15 protein-coding genes are annotated in these 16,237 nt (G+C 63.2%); 9 read left to right on the top strand and 6 right to left on the bottom strand.

Annotated features, from left to right (window positions below):
• The 6 genes from Q1V51_RS02900 to Q1V51_RS02925 all read left to right on the top strand — a co-directional run.
• On the top strand, nt 1-1,653 hold a 1,653-nt coding region (locus Q1V51_RS02900), incomplete at its 5' end, for a 2-oxoglutarate dehydrogenase E1 component (protein ID WP_300552611.1).
• A 35-nt stretch (nt 1,654-1,688) separates the two neighbouring features.
• The gene (gene odhB, locus Q1V51_RS02905) at nt 1,689-3,203 is read left to right on the top strand and encodes a 2-oxoglutarate dehydrogenase complex dihydrolipoyllysine-residue succinyltransferase (protein ID WP_300552614.1); all 1,515 of its coding nucleotides are present in this window, start codon (nt 1,689-1,691) and stop codon (nt 3,201-3,203) included.
• Nucleotides 3,204-3,215: 12 nt separating this feature from the next.
• On the top strand, nt 3,216-3,659 hold the full coding sequence (locus tag Q1V51_RS02910) for a hypothetical protein (RefSeq protein WP_300552617.1): 444 nt from the start codon (nt 3,216-3,218) through the stop codon (nt 3,657-3,659).
• Nucleotides 3,660-3,795: 136 nt separating this feature from the next.
• Nucleotides 3,796-4,332 carry a hypothetical protein gene (locus Q1V51_RS02915; protein WP_300552619.1) on the top strand — a complete coding sequence of 179 codons (537 nt, stop codon included), beginning with the start codon at nt 3,796-3,798 and terminating at the stop codon, nt 4,330-4,332.
• A 183-nt stretch (nt 4,333-4,515) separates the two neighbouring features.
• Nucleotides 4,516-5,919 carry a dihydrolipoyl dehydrogenase gene (lpdA, locus tag Q1V51_RS02920; RefSeq protein ID WP_300552622.1) on the top strand — a complete coding sequence of 468 codons (1,404 nt, stop codon included), beginning with the start codon at nt 4,516-4,518 and terminating at the stop codon, nt 5,917-5,919.
• A gap of 124 nt (nt 5,920-6,043) precedes the next feature.
• The gene (locus Q1V51_RS02925) at nt 6,044-6,607 is read left to right on the top strand and encodes a GNAT family N-acetyltransferase (protein WP_300552625.1); all 564 of its coding nucleotides are present in this window, start codon (nt 6,044-6,046) and stop codon (nt 6,605-6,607) included.
• On the opposite strand, the gene Q1V51_RS02930 is transcribed toward Q1V51_RS02925, so the two are convergent.
• The 4 genes from Q1V51_RS02930 to Q1V51_RS02945 form a co-directional block, all read right to left on the bottom strand.
• Complete coding sequence (locus Q1V51_RS02930) at nt 6,608-6,904, bottom strand: transcriptional regulator (RefSeq protein ID WP_300552628.1); 297 nt, start codon at nt 6,902-6,904, stop codon at nt 6,608-6,610.
• Entirely contained in the window at nt 6,901-7,530 is a 630-nt protein-coding gene (locus tag Q1V51_RS02935) for a hypothetical protein (protein ID WP_300552631.1), read from the bottom strand. The genes Q1V51_RS02930 and Q1V51_RS02935 overlap by 4 nt, the downstream gene beginning before the upstream one ends.
• A gap of 108 nt (nt 7,531-7,638) precedes the next feature.
• Nucleotides 7,639-8,577, bottom strand: a complete 939-nt coding sequence (locus tag Q1V51_RS02940; RefSeq protein ID WP_300552633.1) for a tyrosine recombinase XerC — start codon at nt 8,575-8,577, stop codon at nt 7,639-7,641.
• Nucleotides 8,553-9,245: a DUF484 family protein gene (locus Q1V51_RS02945; protein WP_300552636.1), complete on the bottom strand. Its 693-nt coding sequence runs from the start codon at nt 9,243-9,245 to the stop codon at nt 8,553-8,555. The genes Q1V51_RS02940 and Q1V51_RS02945 overlap by 25 nt, the downstream gene beginning before the upstream one ends.
• Before the next feature lie 74 nt (nt 9,246-9,319).
• On the opposite strand from Q1V51_RS02945, the gene Q1V51_RS02950 reads away from it, so the two are divergent.
• The 3 genes from Q1V51_RS02950 to Q1V51_RS02960 all read left to right on the top strand — a co-directional run bounded on the left by Q1V51_RS02950 (nt 9,320) and on the right by Q1V51_RS02960 (nt 13,594).
• Nucleotides 9,320-11,494, top strand: coding sequence for a primosomal protein N' (locus tag Q1V51_RS02950; RefSeq protein ID WP_300552639.1), 2,175 nt, complete (start codon nt 9,320-9,322; stop codon nt 11,492-11,494).
• A 56-nt stretch (nt 11,495-11,550) separates the two neighbouring features.
• The gene (locus Q1V51_RS02955) at nt 11,551-12,729 is read left to right on the top strand and encodes a M48 family metallopeptidase (RefSeq protein WP_300552642.1); all 1,179 of its coding nucleotides are present in this window, start codon (nt 11,551-11,553) and stop codon (nt 12,727-12,729) included.
• Between the two features lie 64 nt (nt 12,730-12,793).
• Nucleotides 12,794-13,594: a TerC family protein gene (locus tag Q1V51_RS02960; protein ID WP_300552645.1), complete on the top strand. Its 801-nt coding sequence runs from the start codon at nt 12,794-12,796 to the stop codon at nt 13,592-13,594.
• 254 nt (nt 13,595-13,848) lie between these two features.
• Here the strand turns inward: Q1V51_RS02960 and Q1V51_RS02965 are convergent, their stop codons facing one another.
• Together Q1V51_RS02965 and solA are read right to left on the bottom strand one after the other, a co-directional pair.
• Nucleotides 13,849-14,208 carry a hypothetical protein gene (locus tag Q1V51_RS02965; RefSeq protein WP_300552648.1) on the bottom strand — a complete coding sequence of 120 codons (360 nt, stop codon included), beginning with the start codon at nt 14,206-14,208 and terminating at the stop codon, nt 13,849-13,851.
• A gap of 606 nt (nt 14,209-14,814) precedes the next feature.
• On the bottom strand, nt 14,815-15,933 hold the full coding sequence (solA, locus tag Q1V51_RS02970; protein WP_300552651.1) for an N-methyl-L-tryptophan oxidase: 1,119 nt from the start codon (nt 15,931-15,933) through the stop codon (nt 14,815-14,817).
• Between the last annotated feature and the right edge of the window lie 304 nt (nt 15,934-16,237).

The following is a 16,237-nucleotide window of genomic DNA, read 5'->3' on the forward strand; positions in this document are numbered from 1 at the left end:
GATGTGGCGCTGATGGTTCAGGCGCCGATCTTCCACGTCAATGGCGACGATCCGGAAGCGGTGACCTATGCCGCCAAGGTGGCGACCGAATACCGGCAGAAGTTCCACAAGGACGTTGTCATCGACATGTTCTGCTACCGGCGCTTCGGGCACAATGAGGGCGACGAGCCCATGTTCACCCAGCCGGTGATGTACAAGAAGATCAAGAATCACGTCTCGACGCGTGAGATCTACGCCAAGCGCCTGGTCGACGAAGGCCTTCTGACGGCGGAACAGGTCGAGCAGCAGGTCGCTGATTTCGAATCCTATCTCGACCGCGAGTTCGAGGCCGGCAAGGCCTTCAAGGCGAAAAAGGCTGACTGGCTGGACGGCGAATGGAAAGGCCTCGGCCTTCCGCATGATGACGAACGCCGCGGCAAGACTGGCGTTGCCAAGAAACGCCTGCAGGCGCTCGGCCAGTCCATCACCACGGTGCCGGAAGGTGTGGACATCCACCGCACGCTGGCGCGCGTCATCGAGAACCGTGCCCAGACCATTTCGAAGGGGCAGGGGCTCGACTGGGCGACTGCCGAACACCTCGCCTTCGCGACGCTGGTGGATGAGGGCTTCCCGGTGCGCCTGTCCGGCCAGGACTGCGGCCGCGGTACCTTCTCCCAGCGTCACAGCCACATTGTCGACCAGACGACTGGTGAGAAATACACGCCGCTGAACAATATCCGCGAAGGTCAGGCCCAGTATGAAGTCATCGACTCGCTGCTCTCCGAAGAGGCGGTGCTCGGATACGAATACGGCTATTCACTGGCCGACCCGAACACGCTGACCCTGTGGGAAGCCCAGTTCGGTGACTTCTCCAACGGGGCGCAGGTCTTCTTCGACCAGTTCATTTCCTCGGCAGAGCGCAAATGGCTGCGGATGAGCGGCCTGACCATCCTGCTGCCGCATGGCTATGAAGGTCAGGGGCCGGAACACTCCTCCGCACGCCTCGAACGCTTCCTGCAGATGTGCGCCGAAGACAACTGGCAGGTCTGCAACCTGACGACGCCGGCGAACTATTTCCATGCCCTGCGCCGCCAGATCCACCGTGACTTCCGCAAGCCGCTGATCATCATGACGCCGAAATCGCTTCTGCGTCACAAGCTGGCGACGTCTTCGCTGGACGATATGGGCTCCAAGACCAGCTTCCACCGCGTCCTCTGGGACGATGCGGAGACCGAAGGCCGCGAAGGCAAGGTCAAGCTCGTGAAGGACAACAAGATCCGCCGCGTCGTGCTCTGTTCGGGCAAGGTCTATTACGACCTGTTCGAGAAGCGCGAAGAGCTGGGCATCGACGATGTCTATCTGATGCGGATCGAGCAGTTCTATCCGGTGCCGCGCAAATCCATGATGAAGGAAATGTCCCGCTTCAAGCAGGCTGAATTCGTCTGGTGCCAGGAAGAGCCGCGAAATATGGGCGGCTGGACGTTCATTCGTGACGAGATCGAATGGTGTGCCGGGCAGATCGGCGCGAAAATTCCGCGTCCGCGCTATGCCGGCCGTGCCCCTTCGGCGGCGACGGCTACCGGACTTCTGTCGAAACACAATGCCGAGCAGAACGCCCTCGTCATGACAGCCCTGTCAACCGATCCGGTCGATGACCGCATCGTTTCGCCCTGACTCTCAGAAACATAATAACCCATACGGATCATCACATGACCGACATTACTGTTCCCACACTCGGCGAAAGCATCACCGAGGCCACGGTTGGCCAGTGGCTGAAAGCCGAGGGCGACGCCGTGAAGAAAGACGACGTGCTCGTCGAGCTTGAGACCGACAAGGTCTCCGTCGAAGTCTCCGCCACCGAAGACGGTGTACTTGGTGCCATCACTGCCCAGCCGGGTGACACGGTTGAAATCGGCGCCGTACTTGGCCGCATCGATGGCGGGGCAGGTGGTGCGAAGCCGGCTGAGGCTGCGCCTGCCAAGCAGGAGGCCAAGGAAGAGTCAAAGCCTGCTGCGGCGCCTGCGGCTTCCGGCGGCGAGACGACTGACATCATCGTGCCGGTGATGGGCGAGAGCGTCGCTGAGGGCACGCTGTCCACCTTCCTCAAGAAGCCGGGCGAAGCGGTGAAGAAAGACGAGACCATCGCCGAGATCGAGACCGACAAGGTCGCGCTGGAAGTACCGGCCCCGGCCGACGGCGTGATTGCCGAATGGACCGTCGCCGAGGGCACATCCGTGACGCCGGGCTCCGTGATTGGCCGCGTCAGCGCGTCTGCCGGCGCCGCCGCTGCGCCTGCCGCCTCTGCGCCCGCACCGAAAGCGGCGGCTCCGGCGGCTGCTTCGGGCGACCGGCCGGTCGCTCCGTCGGTCCGCCGTATCTCGGCAGAGGCCGGTGTCGATCCGCAGAATATTCCGGGGACTGGCCGTGACGGCCGCGCAACGAAGGCTGATGCCATGGCTTATGTGAATGCACCGAAGGCGCCTGCCGCCGCTGCCGCAGCGCCGAGCGTACCGCGTGAAACCGGCCCGCGGGAAGAGCGTGTGCGCATGACACGCCTGCGCCAGACCATCGCCAAGCGCCTCAAGGATGCCCAGAACACCGCGGCCATCCTGACCACCTATAACGAAGCCGACATGTCGGCGATCATGGCGGCGCGCAAGGCGCACCAGGAAGCCTTCGTGGCCAAGCACGGCGTCAAGCTCGGCTTCATGAGCTTCTTCGTGAAGGCCTGTGTCGCGGCGCTCAAGGAAATCCCGGCCGTCAATGCTGAAATCGATGGTACGGACCTGATTTACAAGAATTATTACAATATGGGCGTGGCCGTTGGCACCGATCGGGGTCTGGTTGTCCCGGTGGTTCGCGATGCCGACCAGATGTCCCTGGCCGAGATCGAGAAAGAGATCATCGCCCTGGGTAAGAAGGCCCGCGATGGCAAGCTGACCATTGAAGACATGCAGGGCGCGACGTTCACCCTGTCCAATGGTGGCGTCTATGGTTCGCTGATGTCCATGCCGATCCTCAATGCACCGCAGTCGGGCATTCTCGGCATGCACAAGATCCAGGAGCGCCCGGTCGCCGAGAACGGCCAGGTCGTGATCCGTCCGATGATGTATCTCGCCCTGTCCTATGACCACCGCATTGTCGACGGCAAGGAAGCCGTGACCTTCCTGGTCCGGGTCAAGGAGAACCTGGAAGATCCGCAGCGCATGCTGTTCGACATCTAGGGATAGGCTGTGATGCTGGGCCGATACTTGTCACTTGCAAGACTGGTCCAGCTCGCCGGCTGGCTGATCATGGCCCGTGCCCTGTGGGCGCTGGGCAATCATGTCATGCTGGCCCTTTACCGCTTTGATATCGCCAATCCGGCTGGCATTGACGGCTATTTCGGCGAGATGGTCATGGCGTTGCCGCTGGCCCTGGTTCTGCCCGGTCTGTTGTTTCCGGCCGGCTATCTGGTCGCGGGATATCTCGCCGTGCACCGGAAAAGTCTCGCCGCGCTTGTCTATGGCGGCGCTTTCCTGATCGATGCCGGTCTGTGGGTCTTCATGTCGACGATTGACGAATACCGTCTCATTCTTGACGGGCAGGCCTCAGCGTTGGATGCCGCCTTCAACCTTTTCGACCTTTGCATGCTGGGCTTCTTGATGTTCTGGGCGCTCACGGCCCGAAGCAAGGTTTGACGAAGCTTCACCCGGTAACGCGCAAGAAAACTCTACGAATAACGTAAAACCTGGTGGGGGCTTGCGCCATGCCGGGGGTTTACCATATGTCGCTGCCACCGACCTGAACGGTGCATCACATTCTTGGAGTGAAAGTATGAGCAGGCGAAGCCCCTGGCTGGCGGCAACGCGGTTTTTCGCGCTGTTTCTAATCTTGGCCAACCTTGTCTATGCCGGGCGGCTGCTGGCGGCCGGACTGGCGGGCGTGGCGGGCGTGGACACGATTCTCGGTGTCGATCCGGGGATCGTCATGGCGCTGGCCGATGATCCGGCCTGGAAATTCCTGTCCCGGATCGTCCTGATCGCCGGTTATGCCCTGCTCGCCTTTGCCCTGGTCTGGCGGGCGCACTGGATTGTTTTTATCGCCGTACCGCTTTTCGTGGCCGATCATAGCCTGTGGCTGTGGGCGACCTCGCAGCTGGACAATACCCTTGTCCATAACCAGCTCGATCCGGCTGATCAGGGGGCACACGAAATGCTCGACTGGGTGAAATTCGTGGTCAAGAACGCCATCTTCGTCCTCAGCCTCAGCGTAGCTGTTCTGGCGGTTCCCCGCATGAGTCGCTGGCTGCCCGCCGAGTCGGCTCGAGGCATACACAAGGGCGTTGTGCACAAGCGCCTCTGGTCCAGCTAGGTCGCTTGGCGCAGACAACATGTCTGAGGCTGTCCACAAGCTGGATGGAGCTGGTTTCGACGACTGCCCAGCTGCTGTTATGGCGGCCGTCGAGGCCTCAGCGGCAAACCAGGTCTTAAATTCCTGCTCCGATTATGCATATAGACAGTGCGAACCTTTCTTTCTTCACCTCGCGAGGCCCTCATGTCCGAAAGCTACGACGTCGTCATCATCGGGGGCGGCCCCGGCGGCTATAACTGCGCTATCCGCGCTGGCCAGCTCGGCCTCAAGGTTGCCTGCGTGGAAATGCGCGGCAAGCTGGGCGGCACTTGCCTCAATGTCGGTTGTATTCCCTCCAAGGCTCTGTTGCATGCCTCGGAAATGTTCGAGACCGCGAGCACCCAGTTCGCGGCCATGGGGATCAAGACCGGCGGCGTCGAGCTCGACCTGCCCGCGATGATGCAGCAGAAAGCCGAGGCGGTTGACGGCCTGACCAAGGGCATCGAGTTCCTGTTCAAGAAAAACGGCGTTGACTATATCCGCGGCAAGGGCCGCATCGCGGGCGCCGGTACCGTTGAGGTAGATGGCGAAGATGGCGCCAAGACGCTCAGCGCCAAACACATCGTCATCGCTACCGGTTCCGAAGTAACCCCGCTCCCGGGTGTCGAGATCGATGAGGACCGCGTTGTCTCCTCGACCGGCGCACTGGAACTGGACAAGGTCCCGGGAAAGCTGATCCTGATCGGCGCCGGTGTCATCGGGCTGGAGCTGGGATCAGTCTGGCGCCGCCTGGGGGCCGAGGTCACGGTGATCGAGTATCTCGACCGTATCCTGCCGGGTATGGATACCGAACTGGCCAAGACGGCCCAGCGCACCTTTGCCAAGCAGGGCATCGAGTTCCGTCTTGGCCACAAGGTCACCGGCGTCGACACCTCCGATCCGGCCAAGCTGAAAGTATCGATCGAGCCCTCTGCGGGTGGTGATGCCGAGACGCTGGAAGCCGACACGGTTCTGGTCGCGATCGGCCGTCGCCCCTACACCGAGGGGCTCGGCCTGGAGACAGTCGGTATCGAGCCGGATGCGCGCGGCTTCATCAGCAATGATCATTTCCGTACCTCGGCCGAGAATGTCTGGGTCATTGGCGATACCACGCATGGTCCGATGCTCGCCCACAAAGCCGAGGACGAAGGCGTTGCCTGTGCCGAGCGTATTGCCGGCAAGGCCGGCCACGTGAATTACGGGGTTATTCCGGGTGTGGTCTATACCGCACCGGAGATCGCCAGTGTCGGCAAGACCGAGGATGAGCTCAAGGCCGAGGGTCGGGCCTACAAGAAGGGCAAATTCCCCTTCCAGGCCAATTCCCGGGCCCGCACCAACCATACAACGGACGGGTTCATCAAGATTCTCGCGGACGCCGAAACCGACGAAATTCTCGGCGCGCACATGATCGGCGCTCATGTCGGTGAGATGATAGGCGAGATCTGTCTGGCGATGGAATTCCAGGCCGCTTCCGAGGATGTAGCCCGCACCTGTCACCCGCACCCGACGTTAACCGAGGCTGTGCGCCAGGCGGCCATGGGGGTTGAGGGCTGGACCATGCAGGCCTGATCAGGGTCTGCACACCATAACCCGGAAAAAATCGCGCCTCTCGCGATTTTGAGCGGACAATACCCGTGAATTAGGGCATATGGTGGATCCACGGCTTGGGGGCTGAGCAGGTAGAGTCTGGGCAATGGAATCCGAAGCGATGATGCGGCTAACGCAGATCTCGACAGCGCGACTTCGTCTCGTGGCGCTGAACGCCGAGCTGGCGGAGCTGCAGCTGCGTGACCGCATGGGCTTTTTCGATGCGCTCGGCGTCATGCCGGAACCAAGCTGGCCGCCGGATCTGATGGATCAAGCCGCGATGGAATGGATGCGCGACCAGCTGGCTGCGCGTCCGGACGATGCCGGCTGGTATGGCTGGGTCTATATCTCTCCCGCCCTCAATCGCCTGGTTGGCACGGGTGGTTTCAAAGGAGTGCCCAGCGCTGCCGGCGAGGTCGAGATCGGTTATTCCATGCTCAATTCCTATCGCGAGCAGGGCCTGGCGACCGAGGGCGTGCTGGCGCTGCTCGACTGGGCCTATGACCATGACGCGGTCAAAAGCGTCATCGCGCAGACCCGCGCTGACCGCAATGCTTCGCACCGTGTGCTGGAAAAGGCCGGCTTCGTGGAAACCGGCAAGCATGAGGACCCCGAAGACGGCTTCGAGGTCCTGTCCTGGCGCAATGAGCGCGCCCGCGCTGCCGCCTGATTATCCCAACAGCGTCTTGAGTTGATCGAGATAGTCCAGCCAGGCTTCCCGGCCGGCATCGGTCAGATGCGCCCGTGTTTGCGGCTTGCGGTCGACGAAGCTTTTCTCGATGCCGATATACCCCGCCTCCTCCAGCTTGCGCAGATGAACCGATAGATTGCCGTCGGTCGCCTCGGTCTTGCTGCGCAATTCCGCGAAGGTCGCACTTTCGACCGAAGAGAGATAAGCCATCAGGGACAGGCGCAGCTTGCCATGGATGACATCGTCTAGCTTGGAGGCATCAAAGCCGGCACTCATACGCTTTCGCGCTCCGCAGGAGGTTCGTTGCGCATCAGGATTATGCCGGGAAGCACACCGAGGATAGCGGTGACCGCAGCCGCGAAGAGGTAGAGGTGAGGCGTGCCGACCCAATAGACTCCGACCCCGCAGGCCACCCAGGCGACCGGAGCGAGATGGCCCATCCACCGCGGTCCACCCAATGCCGAGGTGACATAGAATGCGATACCATAGCCACCAAAGGCGACCAGCGGGATGGTGTCGAACAGGATGAGAAGCGAGACCTGGAAGGGGGCGATCGAATTGGCAACGACGATGCCGATCGCATAGGCGAAGACTGTCGCGGTCATCGCCATCCAGACGGCGCGTTCGCTCCGCGTGCTGGCCGCGCCAAGGCCGGGCTTGTTGCGCAGGCTGCGGGCCAGGAAGGACGCGCCCGTTCCCCCGATAATGCCGTAACTGGCCCAGAGCGCGCCGAGCCAGGCCGGTTGCACGGTAAAGACTTGTGACAGGATCGCCCAGTGCAGCACGAGGGCGATGCAGGCAAGCCCGCCCCACCACAGGAAAAAGCGTCCACCGAGCAATGGGGCGCGCTGTCCGCTCTCTGCGACGGACTTGAGATAGGCCAGGTCAGCTTGATCAGTCACGCGTTTCTCCAAGAACTTTAAAAAATAAAGTACTGAGTTGGGAGTGTGTTGTCAAAGGGGCGGCGGCAGTGCGGGGAGGCGGGCCTGGCGAGGCTGTGGACTCGAGCGCTATTTTGTATTGCGTCCGCGCGGATGGGTTCGGTCATACAGGTTCAGCAGCTGGCGCGTTTCCACATCGGCGTAGATTTGCGTGGTCGAGAGGCTGGCATGGCCCAGCAATTCCTGGATCGCACGCAAATCGCCGCCATTGGCGAGCAGATGGGTGGCGAAGGAATGACGCAGGGCATGAGGTGTCGTGGTTGCGGGTAGGCCGAGGCGGTCGCGCAGCTCGGCGACGGTTTTCTGCACCGTGCGGGCGCCAAGGGGGCCACCGCGTATACCGCGGAAGAGGGGCGCGTGCGGTTCCAGATCAAACGGGGCGAGCCGGGCATATTCGGCAAGGGCGTCGCGGACAGGGGCAATGACCGGCACAAGGCGGGTCTTGTCGCCCTTGCCGGTAATTCGCAGGCTGTCGCCTGGGCGTTGCTCGGCGCCGGTCAGGCTCAGAGCCTCGGAGACGCGCAAGCCGCAGCCATACATCAGGGCGATAACCGCACAATCTCGTGCCTCGACCCAATCCGGCCGGTCCAGTTGCCCGGCCTCAGCCAGCAGGTCGCGCGCGGCCTCCTCGCTGACCGGCTTGGGTTTGGAACGGGGAAGTTTGGGCGCCTCGATCAGTGGCAGGGCCGCATTGGAGACCTGCCAGCGCCGGTCCAGGTAGCCGTAAAACGTCCGGATCGCCGACAGGGCCCGGGCCAGCGACCGGGACGACAGTCCATCCCGACGTCGCGATGCCATATAGGCTCGGAAACTCGTCGCCGTGAGCGCACCCAGCCGGGCAAGGTCCGGCACGCGGCCTTCATGTCCGGCCAGGAATTCGAGAAAACCGGACAGGTCACGCTGATAGGCTTCCAGCGTGCGCGCGCTCAGTCGCCGTTCTCCGGCGAGATGGCCGAGAAAGGCCTTGAGCGCCTCGCTGGCGCTTAGTGATCGCTGTGATGCATCCATTGCAGGATCAGGCGTTCAATGGCTCGAGCCAGAAAGTTGAGCAGCTCGGTGCCCTGGCCGAACTGGAACAGGTGCGGGTCACGCGAGGCGAGGGCGAACAGCCCGTCACGGCCGTTGAAATCGAGCCGGACCACCGCCTCCGAGCGCATCCGCGAACCGTGTTGGCCGTAGATTTCGTGCGCCCGGTCTGTATTGACCGGCCCGAGGCGCTCGACCTTCTCGCCGAGAATATCCGCCACGCTGCCATCACCGGCACCGAGGATGGATTCGGCGGATTTGAGCGGCGCGTGGCCTTCGATGAGGATGCGGCAGACATCCACGCCCAGCGTGCCCGTCAGGCGGTTGGAGATCTTGCGATCAAGCCCGGCCAGCGAGTCGACTTCGAGCAGGGCCAGAACGGCGCTGTGGATCTGCGCCTGGATCGCCAGATTGGCTCGTGCGGTTTCAACAATGCCTTCATTGAGAGCCTTGAGCTGGCGCAGTTCGGTGAGCAGTTTCTCGCGCGCCGCCGAACCCAGATCGACCACCCCGCCCTCGGCCGGCTGGGCGGCCAGCTGGGCGAACAGCTCGGCGTCCTCGCGGATGAAATCGGGGTGCTCGACGAGAAAGGCCCGGATTCGCTCCAGATCGAGCGAGGGCTGCAGCGTATCGGGGGTGTCTGCCGACATGTTTCTTTGCCTCTTCAGGCCGGGCCGGGCAAGCTGGGCCAGACCGGACGACGAATCAGCCCCCATCATGCCGCGTGACTGAGCCAAAAGCGAAATCTGAGCGCCGCGCTGCGGTGCTTTTCCCCATGCCTTTGCCCGAGGCCTTCGACTATCTCGTGCCGGACGGGCTTGAGCTGGAGCCGGGCGATCATGTCGTGGCTCCGCTGGGCAAGCGTATGGCCCATGGCGTGGTCTGGGCCTTGAAGGACGGGCCTGGCGAGCGGGCGCTGAAGACGCTGGAAGGCCCGGCCGGCGGTGCGCCGATCCCGGAGGGCACGCGCCGATTTGTCGACTGGGTGGCGAAATACCTGGTGCAGCCTCCAGGGATCATCCTGCGCTCGGTGCTGCGCTCGTCCGAAGCCCTCAAGCCCTCGCCGACCGAAACGGTCTATACCCGCGGCAGCAGCGAGCCGGCGCGGATGACCGAGGCGCGGGAGAAAGTGCTCGACGCCGTTGAAGCGCTGGGCGAGGCCAGTGCGGCCGACCTGGCGCGGGAAGCCGGGGTCAGCTCGGGTGTCGTCAAGGGCCTGGCCGAAGCCGGTGCCCTGACAGGCGTCACGCGGCTGGTTGATCCGCCCTTCGACGAGCCTGATCCCGATCGCGAGGGCCTGCCCCTGACGGTCATGCAGGCGGAGGCGGCGGGCAAGCTGCGTCGCCTTGTGCAGGCTGGCGGTTTCCAGGCGTCCCTGCTCGATGGTGTAACCGGGTCAGGCAAGACCGAGGTCTATTTCGAGGCCGTCGCGGAAGTCCTGCGCCGCGACCCGGAGGCCCAGATCCTGATCATGCTGCCCGAGATCGCCCTGACCGAAGCGGTGTTGAGCCGGTTCGAAAAGCGTTTCGGTTCGGAGCCTGCCTTGTGGCATTCCGGTGCGGGTCCGAAGGCCCGCCGGCGCACCTGGCGTGAGGTTGCGGAGGGGCGGGCGCGGATTGTTGTGGGCGCACGCTCCTCTCTCTTCCTGCCCTTCACCAAATTGCGCCTGATCGTCGTCGATGAGGAGCACGACCCGACCTATAAACAGGATGAGGGTCTGCACTATCAGGGCCGCGACCTCGCCGTGGTCCGGGCCAAGCTGGAGGGTGCCAGCGTGGTGCTGGCTTCGGCCACGCCATCGCTGGAAAGCCTGACCAATGCCGAGGCCGGGCGCTATGTGCATGTCCACCTGCCCGGGCGTCCCGGTGTCGCCGTCCTGCCCGCGGTCGGGACGATCGATCTGAGGGAAACGCCGCCGGAAAATGGTCGCTGGCTCTCCCCGCCGCTGCTGGAGGCCATGCGCGAGACGCTGGAGCGGGGCGAGCAATCCCTGCTCTATCTCAACCGCCGCGGCTATGCGCCCTTGGTCCTGTGCCGCAAATGCGGGCACCGCATGATGTCACCAGACACACAATCCTATCTCGTCGAGCATCGCTATACCGGCCGCCTCGTCTGCCATGTCACCGGCTTCTCCATGCCCAAGCCGAAACGCTGCCCGTCCTGCCAGGCGGAAGACAGCCTGACCTCGGTCGGGCCGGGTGTGGAGCGGGTGGCGGAGGAAGTGCGCCATCTCTTCCCCGAGGCGCGGGTGGAGATCTATTCCTCCGACAGTTCCTCCGGCGCTGATATTGTCGCGCGCATGGAGCAGGGTGAGATCGACATCCTGGTCGGCACCCAGATCGCCGCCAAGGGCCACAACTTCCCCAATCTGACCCTGGTCGGGGTGATCGATGCTGATCTGGGCCTCGCCGGTGGCGATCCACGGGCGGGTGAACGCACCTTCCAGGCCCTGGTCCAGGTCGCCGGCCGTGCCGGTCGCGCCGAGCGCCCCGGCCGCGCCTTGCTGCAGACCCATCAGCCCGAGCATGAGGCGATCCAGGCGCTGGTCGCCGGGGATCGCGAGGCCTTTCTCGATGCCGAGATCATGGCCCGCGAGGCGCTCGGCCTGCCACCTTTCGGACGCATGGCGGCGATCGGCTTCATGGCGATGAACCCCAAGGCGGTCGAGGATGTCGCCGCCGACTTTGCCGCCAAGGCGCCGGTCACCGACGGGGTGGAGATCTGGGGCCCGGCCGAACCGCCACGGGCCATCGTGCGCGGCTGGCACCGGCGGCGCATCCTGGTGAGGGCCGACAAGACGATCGACATGTCCGCCTATATCCGAGCCTGGCGCTCACGGGTGAAAACCCCGCCCTCGGTGCGCGTCTCGATCGATATCGATCCGTATAGCTTTATCTGACGGCCGTATTACTCTGCCGCCCAAGCGACCGGAACATCGCCAAGGGGAAGCGTAGTATGACACCGACAGGTTTTGACGCCGAAGCGGCCACCCAGGCCTATATTGACAGTCTCGGGCCGGAGGCGCTGGAACGCGCCGCCGCTTACACAACCGGCAATCACTGGATCATGCTGGGCGGGCTCGTCGTCGGCGCCATCACGGCCTGGCTGATTATCCGCCTGGGCTGGCTCAGCGCCATCGAGCGCATATTCGGCGAACGCTCAAATATCGGCGTCTTCGTCATCGGTCTGGTCTACATGCTGGTCTCGACCATCATTACCCTGCCCTGGACGATCTATTCCGGCTGGTGGCGCGAGGTGCAATTTGACCGCACCAGCCAGGCGCTGGGGGATTACCTGACCCAGTCGGCCATGGGCACGGCCATCGGCGCCTTGATCGCTCCGCTGTTTCTCGTCCTGCTCTATCTCTTCATCCGCAATGCGCGCAGAACCTGGTGGATCTGGGGCGGCGGGCTGAGCGCGGCGGCGATCTCGCTGTTGATGTTGCTGACGCCGATCTACATCATGCCGTTGTTCAATAATTACGAACCCCTGCCGGATGGCGAGGTGCGCGATGCGGTCGAGGTCATGGCCATCGAGGCCAATATCCCGACCGACCGTATCTTCGTCTTCGACGGGTCGCGCCAGTCGAATAATTTCACCGCCAATGTCGCCGGCATCGGCCCGTCGGCCCGCATCGCCATTTCCGATGTCGCCCTCGGTGAAGCCTCGCTGGACGAGGTTCGGGCGGTCACCGGGCATGAGATCGGCCATTATGTGCTGGGCCATATCTGGTACGGCATCGCCCTGGTCTCGGTCATGTCGGTGGTCTTCTTCTTCCTGGCGTCCTGGCTGTTCCCCGGCCTCGCCGGCCTGTTCGGCGCGCACCGCGATATCGCCCGCGCATCGGGCCTGCCCGTGCTGATCTTCTTCATCTCCCTGCTCAGTACCCTGGCCAGCCCGGTCTTCAACACCGCCTCACGCTGGGATGAAACCTCGGCCGATCAATACTCTCTCGACACGGTCGGGCTGCCCGATGCGCTGGCGACGGCACTGGTAAAGACAGCGGAATACCGCAATCCGCGCCCGCAGGGCTGGGAAGAGGTGCTGTTCTACACCCACCCGTCCGTCGAGCGCCGCGTCCGCATGGCTATGGAGTGGAAGGCGGAGAATGCGGCGGAGGGTGAAGCCGAGTAAGGAGATGACAGCCCACAGGCGATCAGGCTACCCATTCCCCTAACGCATTTAGGGGAATGCCGTCATGCTTGAAGTCCTGACCTCACCGGCCGTCTGGATGTCCCTGCTCACCCTGACCTTTCTCGAGGTCGTGCTGGGCGTGGACAATGTCGTCTTCGTCTCCGTCGCCTCGCAGCGGCTGAAGCCGGAAGAACAGACAAAGGGCCGTGATATCGGCATCTGGTCGGGCGCGATGATGCGTATCGTCCTGCTCTTCGCCCTGGTCTGGCTGACAGGCCTGACCCACGCCACACTCTTCACCCTGCCGGAGATGTTCGCCGGTTTTGCCGATAGCGAGCATCCCGAGCGGCTGATGCAAGTGACGCTGGAGGACATCATCCTTTTCTTCGGCGGTCTCTTCCTGTTGTGGAAGGGCACGGAGGAGATCCACACCACGATTGAGGGTCATCACGAGAAAGACTCCGGCGGCAAGACTTCGACCCTGACGATGGTCGTGATCCAGATGACGGCGATCAATGTCGTCTTCTCCCTCGACTCGGTGCTGACGGCCGTGGGCATGACCCAGGAATTCGGTGGCCCGGACGCGGCCGGCACGCGGCTTTTCATCATGGTCTCGGCGGTGGTGATCTCGACCGTGATCATGGTCGCCTCGGCGACCCGGGTGGCGAGCTTCCTGGAACGCCATGCAACGGCGAAAATGCTGGCGCTGAGCTTCATCCTGCTGGTCGGCGTGGCGCTCGTCGCTGATGGCCTCGGCTTCCACATCCCGCGTGGTTATCTCTACTTCGCGATCGCCTTCTCGCTGTTTGTCGAGGTGCTGAATATCCTGGCGCGGGGGCGGCGGAAGGCGAAGGTGGGGGGCTAGCGCTTTGCTCGCTCCGCTTTGTCATCCCTGACGGATGCCCCGCGTAGGCGGGGCGCAGATCAGGGACCTCGTTGAACCTGGCTGTGTCCCGGATCTCCGCCCGGATCCCCGGTTTCCGCGAGGGCAGGCAAGTCCGGGCCTGCGTCCGGGATGACACGTGATTGGGGATGTGCCGAGGTCCTGACTTGCGCCAGGATGAGGGCGACGTCGAAAATGGTTACGTGTCGCCGATTGTTCGGTGCGCAACGTGCCATTTAGACTACCAACCAATCCGCGGTCTGTTTGTCCCGCAAAATCGCGACGTTGTCGGAGCCAAGACCATCGGCAGAAAAATGGACAGTTGAGCCGCCAACAAAACGGATGGCCAGGGTCTGAGCTCCTGTGTCGGCCTGAGCATCTTCGATCTCACACTCAAGCAATGAGATTAGAGGTGCACACGCCGCGTCATTCTCCAATTGCTCTCCTTCCGCCCCCAGGAGCATCCCGGCAATGCTGAACTCGTAACTAGCGAACGCCCCTTCGGACATGCGCTCGAGTTCCATAGAGATGGAAGTCTTGCTGAAGCGAACAGATTCCAACCTGCAACCGTGTAATTGATCCAGCTGTTTCAGCATTATTGTCGAGGCTCCAACCCAATAAACTGGGGAACATACCGATTCCCGCTCGCTCCAAAGGCTGTATACCCTCCTCGCCCTAGACGGGCGAGGTGGATTGCGGCGCAGCCGCAAGACGGAGTGGGTGCGCGCCGCAGGCGCAGAGAGAACTTGCTGAAGTGGGGTTTTTGGAAGCGGCTTCGCCGCGTCACCCACTCCCCCGCTTCGCGGGACCTCGCCCATCGAGGGCGAGGAGGGAGCGTGAGAGCGGTTGTTCGGGTTGCTCGCCTACCCACATTCGCTTTCCCCGACGTTATGTCGGGGTCTGGCGTTATCGCAGCGTTGATGACTCTTGGTGCTGCCGGTTCCTAGAGTCATCGAGGGATTTGCTGTCACCAGGCCCCGGAATGAATCCGGGGGAAGGAATAAATCCGGGGAAAGATGAGCAGAGATCTCTACCCACAAACCCCGTCATCCTGACGAAGGTCAGGATCCAGTTCGTAAGGCTTTGGCGAAGCTTTTTTGCGTAGGTGCGCCAGGTTGTTCGGACGAGCGCACTTTCCCGGAAGACGCGCCGTCTTATGAACTGGGTCCCAGCCTTCGCTGGGATGACGCTTCTATGGCCCGCTACAGCACCCGCTCCACCCCGAACTCCGCCAGATCCACTTTCGGCGCCGCCTCCAGCGCCAGGTCCGCCGCGATCTCGCCGATGGCGGGGACGAATTTATAGCCGTGGCCGGAGCAAGGGGAGAGGAGGATGAGGTCCTTGTCGTTCGGCATGGCGCCCATCACGAAACGGTCGCCGGGCGCGTTGGTGAAGCGGCATTCGGCGTGGGCCAGCGGGTCGCGGCCGGCTGAGGGCAGGCAGAGGCTGACGCCGTTGGCGAGCAGGTCGAGATCGGTGGCATCGACGCCGCGCGGGTTGATCTGCTCATAGCCGCGTTCGCGGCGGTGATTATAAAGCCCGACCTTGAGGCCCTCGCCCTTGTGCGGCGGGAAGAAGTAGTAGCGCTCGCGCTCGTCGGTCTCGAGCTGGAAGATGGGAAGGGTGTCGAACTCCGGCGTATCGGCCTTGAACCAGGCGATGACCTGGCGTTCCGGCACCAGGGCCGGTTTGAGCGCCGGGATGAGTTCGCCGCACCAGGCGCCCGCCGCCACGATCAGCTTGCGCACCTCGGTGCTGGTCCCGCCGGCTTGAACGCGAAACCCGTTCGCTGTTCGCGACCAGCCTGTGATCGCGGTCTGGTCGAGCAGGGTGGCGCCGCGCCGTGCGGCATCTTCGCGCATCCAGGCGCTGGCCTTGTCGCTGTCGAGTACCCCCGCATCGGCATTGAACACGGCCCGGCCGCGACCGCCCACATCGATCGCGGGAAAGCGCTCTTCCAGTTCCAGACCCTCCAGCACCTCGAAGGGCTGACCGGAGGCCAGCGCGGCGGCGAGGGCATCCTCGTAGATGCCGTTCGTCGTGACAGAGAGGTCGAGCCCGCCGGTGCGGGTGAAAAAGGCCTGGCCGTGCTCGCGTTCGATCCGCGCCCAGCCGGCATAGGCCTCGCGCACCAGCGCGTCATAGAGAAAGCCCTCGGAATAAATCCGGCGGATAATCCGCGTCGAGCCGTGCGAGGAACCCTTGTCATGGCCCAGCGCATACTGGTCCCAGCCGGTCACCGAGGCACCGCGGCAGGCCAGTGCCCACGCGGCTGCCGAGCCCATGGCGCCGAGCCCGATAATGCCGACATCGTATGACAAGCCGCGTCTCCCTTGTGTCCGTGTCACTGTAGTGAAGCGGGCCTGCGCTGTTTCGACAAGAGTCTTCGGCTTGCTGCGGCCCTATGCCTGTGCTATCGCAGCGCCGAACCCGAAGAGCGTGCACCGCAGCACGCCGGACTGGTTTCGATAACTTGTTGAATTAAAAGTACTTACGCCTTCCTGGCGGTTTCTGAGTACTGATCCGGATAGAGAGCGACGTCACGGTGAATACCGGCGAAGACGCCATGACAGCGAACGCAGCGGCCCGTTACGCCACTGCTTTGTTCGAACTGGCCAAGACCTC

This window comes from Maricaulis sp., assembly GCF_030149235.1.
In the GTDB taxonomy this organism is placed as follows: domain Bacteria; phylum Pseudomonadota; class Alphaproteobacteria; order Caulobacterales; family Maricaulaceae; genus Maricaulis.

Coding starts and splice junctions, on each gene's coding strand:
- odhB (WP_300552614.1), top strand. CDS start 1,689: ATGACCGACATTACTGTTCCCACACTCGGCGAAAGCATCACCGAGGCC.
- Q1V51_RS02910 (WP_300552617.1), top strand. CDS start 3,216: ATGCTGGGCCGATACTTGTCACTTGCAAGACTGGTCCAGCTCGCCGGC.
- Q1V51_RS02915 (WP_300552619.1), top strand. CDS start 3,796: ATGAGCAGGCGAAGCCCCTGGCTGGCGGCAACGCGGTTTTTCGCGCTG.
- lpdA (WP_300552622.1), top strand. CDS start 4,516: ATGTCCGAAAGCTACGACGTCGTCATCATCGGGGGCGGCCCCGGCGGC.
- Q1V51_RS02925 (WP_300552625.1), top strand. CDS start 6,044: ATGGAATCCGAAGCGATGATGCGGCTAACGCAGATCTCGACAGCGCGA.
- Q1V51_RS02930 (WP_300552628.1), bottom strand. CDS start 6,904: ATGAGTGCCGGCTTTGATGCCTCCAAGCTAGACGATGTCATCCATGGC.
- Q1V51_RS02940 (WP_300552633.1), bottom strand. CDS start 8,577: ATGGATGCATCACAGCGATCACTAAGCGCCAGCGAGGCGCTCAAGGCC.
- Q1V51_RS02945 (WP_300552636.1), bottom strand. CDS start 9,245: ATGTCGGCAGACACCCCCGATACGCTGCAGCCCTCGCTCGATCTGGAG.
- Q1V51_RS02955 (WP_300552642.1), top strand. CDS start 11,551: ATGACACCGACAGGTTTTGACGCCGAAGCGGCCACCCAGGCCTATATT.
- Q1V51_RS02960 (WP_300552645.1), top strand. CDS start 12,794: ATGCTTGAAGTCCTGACCTCACCGGCCGTCTGGATGTCCCTGCTCACC.
- Q1V51_RS02965 (WP_300552648.1), bottom strand. CDS start 14,208: ATGCTGAAACAGCTGGATCAATTACACGGTTGCAGGTTGGAATCTGTT.